Origin of the sequence: Rhizobium esperanzae (assembly GCF_002204185.1) — a bacterium.
Taxonomy (GTDB): domain Bacteria; phylum Pseudomonadota; class Alphaproteobacteria; order Rhizobiales; family Rhizobiaceae; genus Rhizobium; species Rhizobium esperanzae.
This window is the reverse complement of record NZ_MXPU01000010.1, coordinates 215702-228578: the sequence shown is the minus strand read 5'-3', so window position 1 is coordinate 228578 and position 12877 is coordinate 215702. Positions and strand designations below refer to the sequence as shown.

The window sequence follows — 12877 nt, the reverse complement described above, 5'->3', positions numbered from 1 at the left end:
CGCGGCCGGGATGGAGGGCAATGTCGAGATGGCTTTTGCCGACATCGATTCCGGCACAAATCATGCTATTATCGGTCATCTTCGTCGTCCCTGTCTTGGATACGAACCCCAAGGTTCCTGCAACCACACGGGCCAGATGAAGAGCCGGTTGCGATCCTGCTCCCCACAGCCCCTAACGGCTAAGAAGGTGACGATCCGACAACCAGCTGCCGGGCGGGCGGCCACCCGCCCGGCAGGCATAAGTATCCTACATTTTGCTCATCCAAGAAGGTGCCCGAAGGGCGGATGAGGGGGCCGCACCCGGGACAAAAGCGAGAAGAAGACAGACTGCATGCCGTAGGGCCTCCCCATCCGACCCTTCGGGCCACCCACTCGGGTCGAGCCACGGGTCTCGACCCGTCCTTCAGACCCCCGCTGGGGCGAAGGGGGAGCAAGAGGCAACCTCGTGCAATCCATTGAGCGTGGGCAGTCGGCAACAAGCATCTTCACCGCCCCATCTTCCCCGGATTGAATATCCCCGCCGGATCGAACTTCTCCTTCACCCGCCGCGACAGCATCGCCACCGCCTCGGGCTCCGGGTGAAAGGCGGCGGTCGCTGCCCTTGCCGCAACGGAGGCGCGGATCAGCGTCGCATGGCCACCGCCGAGCGCCTTGATGAAGCGGCGGACCAGCTCCGCTTCGGGGTCTGCCTCCATCCTCATCCAGACGAGACCGCCCTGCCAGTCGTAGAAGGCGTCGACGCCGGTTTCGAGGCGAAGTGCCGCGACCAGCTGATGGCCGGTTCCTGGGGCGACCGAGACGCGCCAGACCGGCCGCGTCGTGCCGTCGGCATAGGGCAGCACGTCGCGGATCTCCTGCCAGAGCCTGCGGCTTTCCGGCTCATCCAGCCGCGTCACCGTGGCAAAGGCCGACATCGCCGCCGCAAGTTTTTCGATGCGCACGTCGACCGAACCGGGGAGGCCTTCGACGCGCAGAACCGTCGCCCCGCCCTCGGGCAATTTGCCGGCAAGGAATTTCCAGGTCACCGTCAGCGGCAGATGGGCGGCACTGGAGACCTCAACCGGCAGCGCCGTCGCCGCCGCCATGGCATTGGCCGCTTCGGCATCGTTGAGGCCGGACAGAACCAGCGTCTGTTCGGTCTTCGGGCGCGGCGGCACGCGGAAAGTCAGTTCGGTGAGAAAACCCAGCGTGCCGTGCGAGCCGGCGATCAGCTTGACGAGATCGAGGCCGGTGACGTTCTTCATCACCCGGCCGCCGGCCTTGATGATCTCGCCCCTGCCGTTGACGAAGCGCACGCCGAGCAGGCTGTCGCGGGCGGCCCCTGCAATGAGGCGGCGCGGCCCGGAAACATTGGCGGCAAAGACGCCGCCGATCGTCGGCTCGCCCGACCTGCGCATGACTGGGCGATGATCCATCGGCTCGAAGGCAAGCATCTGGCCACCTTCGGACAGGGCCGCCTCGACTTCCGCAAGCGGCGTACCCGAGCGAGCAGTCATGACCATCTCGCCGGGATTGTAGGCGACGATGCCGGAAAGCCTGGTCGATCGCAGCCGGTCTTCTGATGCAACGGCATTGCCGAAACCCGAGCGCGTATCACCGCCACAGACAGCGAGCGGCCGGTTCGTCTCCGCATGTGCGAGGACGATCGCCGCCGCCTGTTCCTCGCTTGTCGGCATCAGATCGATCATGCGGCAGGGCGCCCTTCGAGCGGGAAGACCTTCGACGGGTTGAGCAGCCAGCCGGGATCGAAGGCGGCGCGCACCGCCATCTGCTGGGCGAGATCGGCCTCCGAATACTGATGGCGCATCAGGTCGCGCTTTTCGATGCCGACGCCATGCTCGCCGGTGAGGCAGCCGCCGGCGTCGACGCAGAGCTTGAGGATATCGTTGCCGGCGGCTTCTGCGCGGGCGGCATCCTCGGGGTCGTTGGCATTGAAGAGGATGAGCGGATGCATGTTGCCGTCGCCGGCATGAAAGACGTTCGCGACCCTCAGGCCATAATGATCGACGATCTCAGTGGTCTTCTTCAGCACATGGGAAAGCTGGCTGAGCGGCACGGTGCCGTCCATGCAGATGTAGTCGGCGATGCGGCCGGTGGCGCCGAAAGCGGATTTGCGCCCCTTCCAGATCAAGGCCGCCTCGGTCGCCGACTGGCATTCGCGCACGGTCTTGACGCCGTGGCGGCGGGCGATCTCCACGACATCCTTCAGCGTGGCGTCCATCTCCGCTTCCGATCCTTCGACCTCGACGATCAGCAGCGCGCCGACATCGAGGGGGTAGCCGGCATGGGCAAAGGCCTCGCAGATCTCGATTGCCGGCTTGTCCATGAATTCGATGGCAACCGGGATGATGCCGGCGGCGATGACATCGGCGACGCAGGCGCCGGCCTCTTCCGAGCTTTCGAAGCCGAAGAGCACCGGGCGAGCGCCTTCCGGCTTGGCGATCAGCCGCACCGTTGCCTCGGTGACGATGCCGAGCTGGCCTTCATGGCCGCAGACGAGGCCGAGCAGGTCGTAACCAGCCGCATCCAGCGCCTTGCCGCCGAGCTCGATCACTGTGCCGTCGACCAGCACCATTCTGACGCCGAGCAGATTGTTGGTGGTGACTCCATATTTCAGGCAGTGGGCGCCGCCGGAATTCATGCCGATATTGCCACCGATCGTGCAGGCGAGCTGCGAACTCGGATCAGGCGCGTAGAAAAAGCCGTCGGCCGAGACGGATTCGGAGATGTTGAGATTGGTCACACCAGCCTGAACCACTGCGACACGGTTCGGCAGATCGATCTCGAGAATGCTGTTCATCTTCGACAGGCCGAGCACAACGGCATCCTCCTGCGGAATGGCGCCGCCGGAAAGCGAGGTGCCGGCGCCGCGCGGCACCACGGGAATGCCGTAACGATGGCAATAACGCATGACGGCTGCCACCTCGGCCGTGGTGCGCGGCAGGGCGACGGCGAGCGGCAGGCGACGATAGGACACGAAGGCGTCGGTTTCGAACGGCACCAGCTCGCGCGCCTCATGAACCAGGCATTCCGGCGGCAGAAGATCGGCGAGATCGGCAACAATCCGGTCGCGGCGCGCCAGCACATCGGCGCGCGGGGCGAGAAACGGAATGGCGTCGGACATGGTGTCCTCCCTGACCCTGACGACCGGAAATCACAGCGGCAAGACGATAGCGGGACGGGCCGCCAGCCTCTGCCGCCGGTGAACCGGCTTAGCACTTTCCCGAAAGTGGCGCAAATGCTAAGCACTTATGCCAAAAGGGGAAAAAGTCTGAAAGCCTTATGACCAATCTGGGTGATCTCGAAATCTTTGCCAAGGTCGTTTCGACGGGAAGCATGTCGCTGGCCGGACGGGCGCTCGGCTTTTCCCCGGCCGTCATCTCCAAGCGGATCAAGCGGCTGGAGGACCGGCTCGGCACCCGGCTTCTGCAGCGCACGACGCGGCAGATCTCGCTGACGGAAGCCGGACAGGGTTTTTACGACCGCGTTCTCGGTATTCTCGCCGGGCTGGAGGAGGCCGAATTCTACATTTCCGGCCGCTCGGCGCAGATGCACGGCACGCTGAAGATCTCGGCGCCGACCTCGTTCGGCCGCATGCATATCGCGCCGCATCTGACGGCCTTCATGCAGGCGCACCCGGAGCTTGCGATCAACCTTGTGCTGACCGACGAATTCAGCGACATCATCGGCGGCGGTTTCGATCTGGCGATCCGGATTGCCGAACTGACCGATTCCAGCCTCGTCGCCCGGCGGCTGGCGCCGGTGCGCCGGCTGCTCTGCGCTTCGCCGGATTACCTGGCCGCGCATGGCGAGCCCAGGCATATCGACGACCTGAAACACCATCGCTGCCTGCCGGCGCACAACAACGATACCTGGCGGTTGACCGGGCCGGACGGGGCCCTCAGCCTGCGGCCCGACGGCATGCTGATCACCAATTCCAGCGAGGTGATCCGCGAGGCTGTCATATCAGGCCTCGGGATCGCGCTTCGCTCCACCTGGGATATCGGCGAGGAACTCAAGGCCGGCCGCTTGGTGCAGGTGCTGTCCGCCTATGAGGGCTCGCACAATGTCACGCTTTCGGCCGTCTATCCAAGCCGACAGTTCCTGCCGGCCAAGGTGCGGCTGTTCATCGATTATCTCACCGAGCTTTACGGTCCGGTTCCCTATTGGGAGCGCTGATAGCACCTCACGTCAACGCGAAGGATCGAGACGGGCGTTTGCACCGTTGGGTCGATGTCGGCCACGCCACCGGCGCCAACGGGAGGCACGGTTCTCCAAATCTGAAATCCCGGTGGAACAAACGCCCCCGCCATTGATTTGGAGGCACGGCGGGATCATATTGTACACCTGTGCAACGCGACGCGTTCGAGACAGGAGGTGACGGTTCTTTCTAGCCTGCCCCAGCTCGATTTCCTTATGAAACAGGGAGAAACAAATCGCGTTCGGTTCGTGCCGCAAATTTTGGCTTGCGCAAGGTTTCCGTGATACAAGGTATATGAGCGATTCCTAACATCAACGACAAAGGTGAGCCGACAATTGACCCTTCTCGCCCGACTGGCATCCGATGTGCAACTGATGTTCCGGCGCCCGCCGCGACAGCAATATGGTGCGCTCTGCTATCGGGTGAGGAACGGTGATAAGCTCGAGGTTCTCCTGATGACGAGCCGCGATACCGGCCGCTGGGTCATTCCCAAAGGCTGGCCGATGAACGGCAAGTGTGCGCACGAAGTCGCCGCACAGGAGGCCATGGAAGAAGCCGGCGTCAAGGGTTCAGTCGAAATGGAAACACTTGGCGCCTACACCTATCCCAAGGTGCTCCGGGATGGGGTGCGTGTATCTTGCAAGGTGCAGGTCTATCCGCTTGAAGTCACCGGCATGGCGAAAAATTTCAAGGAAAAGGGTGAACGCACCATCGAATGGGTTTCGTTCGACGAAGCGGCCGGCCGCGTGCGCGAACCGGAGCTGCGCCACCTGTTCCTCGCCTTCAAGCGAAAGCTGACCGACAGGCTTTCGGCCAAAGCGGCGAAGCAAATCCCGGCGGAATGAATCCTGCCATCTTGCACTGCTAGAAAGGCAGCGTAGAAGCAGATTCATCCTTGGGAAAAAGAATGCCACCACGCCCTGCCGTCCTCACGAAACGCACGCTCGACAAGGACCTCGACAAGATCACTCATGTCGAGGATGTGGCCAAGCATGTGTTGCGACGGCTGGTGGCGCCGGGGCTGGGGCTGATTTTCGTCGGCCTGACCATGCTCTTTGCCGGGGTCTATGTGTTCGATCGGCCGGGAGCCACGCTCGTCGTGGCGGCAGCGGCTCTTGCCGGCTACATGGCGATGAATATCGGCGCCAATGACGTGACCAACAATGTCGGCGCGGCCGTCGGTGCGCGCGCCATGACGATGGGCCAGGCGCTCGTCATCGCCGCGATTTTCGAGGTCCTCGGCGCCACGATCGCCGGCGGCGAGGTGGTCAAGACGATCTCCTCCAACATCGTCGATGCCGTGGAGGTGCCGGAGGCAATACTCGGCTGGATCATGATGGCGGCGCTGATGGCCGCTGCCCTCTGGATCAATCTCGCAACCTGGATGAACGCGCCGGTTTCCACCACTCATGCGATCGTGGGCGCAGTGATCGGCGCCGGCATCTCGGCCGTCGGGACGGAGCCGGTGAACTGGCGGGTGATGATCGAGATCACCTCGAGCTGGATCACCTCGCCGCTGATCGGCGGGCTGATCGCCGCCGGGCTGCTTTACCTCGTCAAGACCCTGATCATCTATCGCGACGACAAGATCGCGGCGGCGCGGCGATGGGTGCCGGTGTTGGTCGCGACGATGGCCGGCGGCTTCATGGCCTACATGGTGCTGCAGCTGTCGCCTCCGGGCCGGTTCCCGCCCCTGACCGTCATTCTCATCGGCATCGGCATCGGGCTGGTCAGCTGGCTTGCGGCTCGGCCGCTCGTTCTCGCCCAGGCGCGGGATCTCGAAAACCGCAACAGCTCACTGCGGGCGCTGTTCCGGCTGCCGCTGATCGGCTCTGCGGCGCTGCTGTCCTTCGCGCATGGCGCAAACGACGTTTCGAACGCGGTCGGGCCGCTGTCGGCAGTCGTCCATTCGGCCGGCATCGGCGGCGACGGCGGTGTGGGCCATCCACCCCTCTGGGTGATGTTGATCGGCGCTCTCGGCATCTCCGTCGGCCTGCTGCTGTTCGGGCCGCGCCTCATCCGCCTCGTCGGCGAGGAGATCACCAAGCTCAACCCGATGCGCGCCTACTGCGTCGCACTGTCGACCGCTTTCACCGTCATCGTCGCCTCCTGGCTCGGCCTGCCGGTCAGCACCACGCATATCGCCGTCGGCGCCGTCTTCGGCGTCGGCTTCTTCCGCGAATGGTATACCCGCCGTTCGAAGCGCCGCATCGCCTATATCAGGCGCAAGGCCGACAGCTGGGAACTGGATGAACCGGAGGAGCCGAACATTCATGAAAGACGGCGGCGCTATCTCGTGCGCCGCTCGCATTTCATGACGATCATCGCGGCCTGGATCATCACTGTACCGGTTTCGGGAGCGCTTGCGGCGATGATTTATTGGGTTATGTTCGCGCTCTTTGTCTGACACCTCGGGTTTTTGAATGCGCGCCAATTTCCGCATGCAACGGCTTTTCGTCGATGCGCCGCTTTCTGCCGGCGCCGCCATCGAGGCGAATGCCGATCAGTTCAACTATCTCGCCAACGTGCTCAGAATGGGGGATGGCGCGGAGATCCTGCTCTTCAACGGCCGTGACGGCGAGTGGAAGGCCTCCCTCTCCTTCCCCACACGCAAACGCATCCAGCTGACGGCAACCGAGCAGACGCGGCCACAACCGGCGCCTTGCGATCTACATTATCTCTTCGCGCCGCTCAAAATCGGGCGCATGGATTATCTCGTGCAGAAGGCGGTCGAAATGGGAGCAGGCCTGCTGCAGCCAGTCATGACCCAGCACGTGCAGGGCAAAATCACCAATCTCGACAAGCTGCGCGCCAATGTCGTCGAGGCGGCGGAGCAATGCGGCGTTCTCGGCATCCCTGATGTGGCCGAACCGGTGAGACTTTCCGATCTGCTCGACCATTGGCCGAGCGAGCGGCGCATCATCTATTGCGACGAGGGTGATGCCGGGCAAAACCCGCTGCCGGTGCTGGCAGCCATTCAGGAAAGGCATCTCGCTCTGCTCGTCGGGCCGGAGGGCGGCTTTTCGGAAGACGAGCGGGCGCGGCTTCGAAGCCTCGATTTCGTTACCGCCATTCCGCTCGGGCCGCGCATCCTCAGGGCCGATACGGCGGCCGTTGCGGCGCTGGCGGTGGTTCAGGCGGCGATCGGCGACTGGACGTGATCGGGAAAACGGGTTGACGCGGAAATCACTGCTGTTTTTTTGATGCGTCGTTGAAAGAATTTCACTTGCAACATACGTGGCTTGGGTCCTAATCACCTTCCAATTGCCCGGCCCCCTGGGCGCCTTTCGAATACAGGTACCCCCGCATGGCCCGCGACACTACCGACCAGACACCGCTCTCTTCGGTTCAGGAATTGACCGATTACATCGCCGCGGGCAATAAGCCGCGGGAGCGCTTCCGGATCGGCACCGAACATGAGAAGTTCGCCTTCTTCCGCGCCGACAACAGCCCGGTTCCCTACTTCGGCGATGCCAGCATTTCCGCCCTGCTTACCGGCCTGCAGAAAAAGAGCGGCTGGGAGCCGATCATGGACGGCGGCAACATCATCGGCCTTGCCGAGCAGAACGGCATGGGCGCGATCTCGATCGAACCCGGCGGTCAGTTCGAACTCTCCGGCGCACCGCTGGAAACGATCCATCAGACCTGCAGGGAATCGAACCAGCACCTGGCGACGCTGCGCGAGATTGCCGAACCAATGGGCATCCGCTTCCTCGGCATCGGCGGCAGCCCGAAATGGACCTACGCCGAAACGCCGCAAATGCCGAAATCGCGCTACGAGATCATGACCCGCTACATGCCGAAGGTCGGCACCAAGGGCCTCGACATGATGTATCGCACCTGCACGATCCAGGTGAATCTCGATTTCTCGTCGGAAGACGATATGCGCAAGAAGATGCGCGTCTCGATGAAGCTGCAGTCGCTGGCGACGGCGCTGTTTGCATCCTCGCCCTTCACCGAGGGCAAGCCGAACGGCCTGCTCTCCTGGCGCGGCGATATCTGGCGCGATGTCGACAACCAGCGCTCCGGCCTGCTCGATTTCACCTTCCGCGACGATTTCGGCTTCCGCGACTATGCCGAATGGGCGCTCGACGTGCCGATGTATTTCATCGTCCGTGACGGGCGCTATCACGACTGTACGCACGTCACCTTCCGCCAGTTCATGAACGGCGCCTTGAAGGGCGAGGTCGTCGATCCCTCGCCGACGATGGGCGACTGGACGAACCATCTTTCGACGCTTTTCCCCGACGTGCGGCTGAAACGGTTCCTTGAAATGCGCGGCGCCGACGGCGGCCCGTGGCGGCGCATCTGCGCCTTGCCGGCCTTCTGGGTCGGCCTGCTCTATGAAGATGCGGCGCTCGAGGCCGCCGACGAGCTGACGAAGGATTGGAGCTTTGCCGAGGTCAGCGCCCTGCGCAACGCCGTTCCGGCCGAAGGGTTGCAAGCTGAATTCCGCGGGCACGCGCTGCTCGAGATGGCCCGCGAGGTGGTCGGCATATCGAAGGCCGGCCTCAAAGCGCGCGGCAAGCTTAACGGCGAAGGCCAGGACGAAAGCATCTTCCTTGCGCCGCTCGACGAGGTGCTTGCCAAGAAGGCGACGCTCGCCGAGGATCTGCTGTCGCTCTATCACGGCCGCTGGCAGGGTTCCGTCGAACCGGTCTTCGAGGACTATCAGTACTGAGACCGTCCTAAGCTCTTCTGGCAAAAAGCCGTTTGCACATTACCATTTCCGGATATAGTGACGTCACAACGCGTCACGACTCGGGGAAAGGGACCTCCATGCTGCCACTCTTCGACATGATGATGCAGGCGCAGAACGGCGCGGCGATGGAGGCCGTCGCCCGGCAATTCAACCTGGCGCAGGAACAGGCGACCAAGGCCATGGCGGCGCTGATGCCGGCCTTTTCCGCCGGCCTGAAGCGCAGCACCAGCAATCCCTACGATTTCGTCGGGCTGATGCAGGCCGTCGCCTCCGGCAACTATGCTCGATATTTCGAGGATATGAGCCGGGCCTTCACGCCGGAGGGCATTTCCGACGGCAACAACATCCTGGCCCAGCTGTTCGGCTCCAAAGAGGTTTCGCGGGCGATCGCAGCCCAGGCCGCCCAGATGACCGGCATCGGCCAGGATATCTACAAACAGATGCTGCCGGTGCTGGCCGACACACTGATGGGCGGGCTCTTCAAGCAGACGACCGGCCAGATGGCCGCGCCGGTCAATCCTTTCGTCAACACCGCGATGGGCGAGACCATCCAGAAGTGGTTGGAGAGCACGGGCTTCGCACCGAAGCCGAAAACGGCCCCGGAAGTCAGCATCTTCGACAATCCCTTCACGCAGGCGATGCAGCAGATGTTTTCGCTGCCGAAGGCTCAGCCGACGCCTCAGCCCAACCCCTTCCTCGACAATCCCTTCGCCAAGGCCTTCCAAGAGATGATGGGTGGGCTTGGCCAGCAGCCGGCGGCTCAAAAGCCGGCAGCCAAGACGCAGGCAGCGCCGAAGGAAGAGCCAAAGGTCAATGGCGACAGCTATGCCGAAATGCTAAACGCCATGTTCGACAGCGGACTTGAGGTGCAGAAGAGCTACCAGAAGAATCTGGAGGCGATTTTCGAAACCTACCGGCCGAAACCCTCTCCTGACACCAAGACATAAAAAGACCCGGCGATGGCTGGGAAAGCCGATCACCGGGTCAAGCGGCAGGGCTATTGGCTATCACCCTGCGGGGAAACTCGCGCTCCTACTCGTCGCAGGAGCGGAAGAACTGCAGGCGCCAACGATTACGCGCCGAGCGCGTCAGATGTTCCGACGGGTCCTCGAAAAAGGTCGAGGCCAGGAACGCCGAGGTCAGGTCGGCCCTGGTGAGGCCGATGTCCCTCAGCTGCGTGTCGTTCAGATCATGCAGCCCGTTGATCTCCATGCGATTGCGGAACACGCGAAAGAGGGAGGTCAACGGGGCGAGGCCTGCCGCCAGACGCTGGAAAAACGTCGGGGCCAGCTTACCGCAGTCGAGTTCTAGTGTCCGGTCTGTCGTGTGCATCGAACTCTCCTTTCTTTCGGGGCACGCAACAACCCACCCCTGCCGCGAGGTCGTGCGGAAGGGAGCAGGCTGAATTCGGCTCGGACAGGCAGGGTGTCTGTCCTTCACTTTGCTTGATTTGCATCCCGAAGATGCCAAAGACCTATTGATCAGTCCAACGAATGTTTCTAATGATTATCATCAGCTATCTTTATAGGTGAAACCATGTCCGCGCCTCTTGATCTCGACCAGTTGCAGACTTTCATCGCCATCGTCGATTCCGGCAGCTTCACCAAGGCCGCCGACAGGGTCTACAAGACCCAATCCGCCGTTTCCATGCAGATGCGCCGTCTCGAAGAGCGCATCGGCAAGCAACTGTTCATCAAGGACGGCCGCGGCAACCGGCTGACGGTCGAGGGTGAAAAACTGCTCAATTACGCCCGGCGCATCATCCGCCTCAACAATGAGGCGATCGCCGCCTTTGACGACAACAGGCTGGAGGGGACGCTGCGCATCGGCACGCCGGACGATTACGCCGACCGCTATATGCCTGAAATCATCGGCCGTTTTGCCAAGACGCATCCGAATGTCGAGCTTTACATCGTCTGCGAACCGTCGATGGACCTTGCCGAGCGCATGCACAAGGGCGAGCTCGATATCGCCCTTGTCACCCACAATCCGCGCGAGCGCATGTCCGATGTGGTGAGAACCGAGCCGCTCTGCTGGGTCGGCTCGGCCAACCATCCGATCCGCGACGACGCACCGGTGCCGCTTGCCGTTGGCCGCCGCGACTGCCAGTGGCGCCAGCTTGCCTGCTCGGCGCTCGATGCCGTCGGCCGCGAGCACCAGATCCTCTTCACCAGTTGGTCCTGCACCGTCGTCGCTGCGGCCGTGCTTGCCGGCATGGCGGTGTCGGTGATGCCGGAATCGGCGCTGCGCACGGGCATGAAGGTGCTGAGCCAGGCCGACGGTTTCCCGGCGCTGCCGCCGGTGCAGATCGGCATCATGAAGCGGCCGGGCGTCTCGCTGTCGCTGATGAACGCAATCACGGCCCATATCACTGCCTGCCTCGATAACATCACGCCGGCTGTCGTCGACGACGGGCTGGACGCGGATGTCAAATCCGCCCAGGCGCGACTTTATCCGCGGCTGAAGGCTGCGAATATGGTGCCGAGCTGGTAGGAATGGCTCTACGCGGCGCTTGACGCGCTCGCGACAAAAAGGGAGGCGCGGATGACGCGTTTCCACTCGCCGAGCATGCGCCGCGCTATAGTCTCTTCGCTGACGGCGGCAAGCCGAATGACGGCGCCGATCAGGTGGCTGAAAAGGTAAGTGCGCGCGAACATTTCCTCGTCGCAAAGGTCGGGAGCCAGCCTGCGTACAGCGTCATCGAAGATATCGGCGACGCGACTGCTATGCTCGATATTCAGCCGAAGCAGATCCTGATCGGTCTCGGTTCCCATCCAGACGCCGAGATAAACGGGATCGTCGCGATAGGATTCGTAGTACCAGTCGATGGTGGCGCAGACGAGATCGAGGGCCTGGTCGAGTGACTGCACGTCGCTGAACATCGCTGCCGTCTTCGCTTGGATCGCCGAAGCGTGCTGGTCGAACAGGGCTTTGACGATCGCTGCCTTCTCCGGGAAATACTGGTAAACCGAGCCGATCGGCACCTTGGCGGCGACCGCGAGCTCCGTCATCCGCATGGCGCTGACACCCTTTTGGGCGATTATTTTGGCGGCGGCAGCGAGGATAAGATCCAGCCTCTGGATGCTCCGCTCCTGCTTCGGCTTCCTGCGCAAGCCGATGCGATCCATGCTTTCCGCGCCCATGTCGTTCCCATTCTTATTGTTTCGCGGCGGAGGCTATCTGCCACCACCGCGTCGAGCGGATATGACATGCAGGCCTTCATCAGCGGTAAATGGAAAAGCTCGCATTTTAACGATCGGCAAACGCGTCGGAAAATCGGGAGTTCCGCCATTCCCGCCGGTTGCGCCAGGCGAGAGAACCCTTGAAATAGTTGTGGAATTCTCTTCGACGGGAAGACGCTGATGTTGCGACTGTTCGTTGCGAGCGAATGGCCGTCCAGAAGTTTTAGAACCTCACAGACAGCGTCGCCTTAACCCGATGCTGCTGTGCGTCTTCCGCGATTTGATCCCGAGCCCAGCACCTTCGTTCAGGGTGACGTCGAGGACGAAAGCGTTCGCCGCCAGCGGCACGCCTGCAGCCGCAAGGTCTTATCCCATTGCAATCCAGGCGGCGAGCCAGATCCACATGGCTGCGAGCGTGAGATAGCCGGCGGCGAAGAGCGGGCTGCGGTAGCTGAGGTCGTTGCTGGTGACGTGGACGGCGGCGTGGGCGTAGCGCAGCGCGACGAAAAGCCAGGCAAGGCCGACGGCTGGAAGGTTGTCGGCCTCGGTCACATAGAGCAGAACGCAGCAGGCGTAGAAAAGCACGGGCAGTTCGAACTGATTGGCGAGGCTGTTCTTGACGGCGAGGCTTTCGGCCGGCTCATCACGATTTTCGCGATAATCCGATTTGGATATCTTGCCGGCGCGGACCATCTTTGCGCGCCGCATCCCGAGAAGGGCATAAAGGCCGTAGACCAGCGCTACATGGGCGAGGAGTGGCCAGAAGATTTCATAGCCGGTCATTTATCGCCG

The 12877-nt window shown here is 62.6% G+C and carries 12 protein-coding genes; 7 read left to right on the top strand and 5 right to left on the bottom strand.

The genetic code is table 11. The features are described from left to right. Positions 1-485 precede the first annotated feature (485 nt). Together glcE and B5E41_RS17040 are read right to left on the bottom strand one after the other, a co-directional pair. Positions 486-1688 carry a glycolate oxidase subunit GlcE gene (gene glcE, locus B5E41_RS17045; protein WP_088395319.1) on the bottom strand — a complete coding sequence of 401 codons (1203 nt, stop codon included), beginning with the start codon at positions 1686-1688 and terminating at the stop codon, positions 486-488. Further along, positions 1685-3124, bottom strand: a complete 1440-nt coding sequence (locus tag B5E41_RS17040) for an FAD-linked oxidase C-terminal domain-containing protein (RefSeq protein WP_088395318.1) — start codon at positions 3122-3124, stop codon at positions 1685-1687. Before B5E41_RS17040 ends, glcE begins: the two co-directional genes overlap by 4 nt. Positions 3125-3282: 158 nt before the next feature. Here B5E41_RS17040 and B5E41_RS17035 point away from each other — a divergent pair, with 158 nt between their 5' ends. The 6 genes from B5E41_RS17035 (at position 3283) to B5E41_RS17010 (ending at position 9850) form a co-directional block, all read left to right on the top strand. Then, positions 3283-4179 (top strand): LysR family transcriptional regulator, encoded by an 897-nt coding sequence (locus B5E41_RS17035; RefSeq protein ID WP_088395317.1) that lies wholly within the window; start codon positions 3283-3285, stop codon positions 4177-4179. A gap of 357 nt (positions 4180-4536) precedes the next feature. Next, a complete protein-coding gene (locus B5E41_RS17030; RefSeq protein ID WP_088395316.1) occupies positions 4537-5046 on the top strand; it encodes an NUDIX hydrolase in 510 nt (169 codons plus the stop codon). A 62-nt stretch (positions 5047-5108) separates the two neighbouring features. Next, a complete protein-coding gene (locus tag B5E41_RS17025) occupies positions 5109-6608 on the top strand; it encodes an inorganic phosphate transporter (protein WP_088395315.1) in 1500 nt (499 codons plus the stop codon). Positions 6609-6624: 16 nt separating this feature from the next. Beyond that, positions 6625-7362 carry a 16S rRNA (uracil(1498)-N(3))-methyltransferase gene (locus B5E41_RS17020; RefSeq protein WP_088395314.1) on the top strand — a complete coding sequence of 246 codons (738 nt, stop codon included), beginning with the start codon at positions 6625-6627 and terminating at the stop codon, positions 7360-7362. A gap of 146 nt (positions 7363-7508) precedes the next feature. Beyond that, on the top strand, positions 7509-8882 hold the full coding sequence (locus tag B5E41_RS17015; protein ID WP_088395313.1) for a glutamate--cysteine ligase: 1374 nt from the start codon (positions 7509-7511) through the stop codon (positions 8880-8882). Between the two features lie 98 nt (positions 8883-8980). Then, the gene (locus B5E41_RS17010) at positions 8981-9850 is read left to right on the top strand and encodes a DUF937 domain-containing protein (protein WP_088395312.1); all 870 of its coding nucleotides are present in this window, start codon (positions 8981-8983) and stop codon (positions 9848-9850) included. 85 nt (positions 9851-9935) lie between these two features. Here B5E41_RS17010 and B5E41_RS17005 read toward each other — a convergent pair whose 3' ends face one another. After that, positions 9936-10235: a YjiS-like domain-containing protein gene (locus B5E41_RS17005; RefSeq protein ID WP_088395311.1), complete on the bottom strand. Its 300-nt coding sequence runs from the start codon at positions 10233-10235 to the stop codon at positions 9936-9938. A gap of 204 nt (positions 10236-10439) precedes the next feature. On the opposite strand from B5E41_RS17005, the gene B5E41_RS17000 reads away from it, so the two are divergent. Next, positions 10440-11396: a LysR substrate-binding domain-containing protein gene (locus B5E41_RS17000; protein ID WP_064800787.1), complete on the top strand. Its 957-nt coding sequence runs from the start codon at positions 10440-10442 to the stop codon at positions 11394-11396. An 8-nt stretch (positions 11397-11404) separates the two neighbouring features. Here B5E41_RS17000 and B5E41_RS16995 read toward each other — a convergent pair whose 3' ends face one another. Then, entirely contained in the window at positions 11405-12046 is a 642-nt protein-coding gene (locus tag B5E41_RS16995; RefSeq protein ID WP_088395310.1) for a TetR family transcriptional regulator, read from the bottom strand. Between the two features lie 405 nt (positions 12047-12451). Beyond that, a complete protein-coding gene (locus B5E41_RS16990; protein WP_088395309.1) occupies positions 12452-12868 on the bottom strand; it encodes an MAPEG family protein in 417 nt (138 codons plus the stop codon). Positions 12869-12877: the final 9 nt, after the last annotated feature.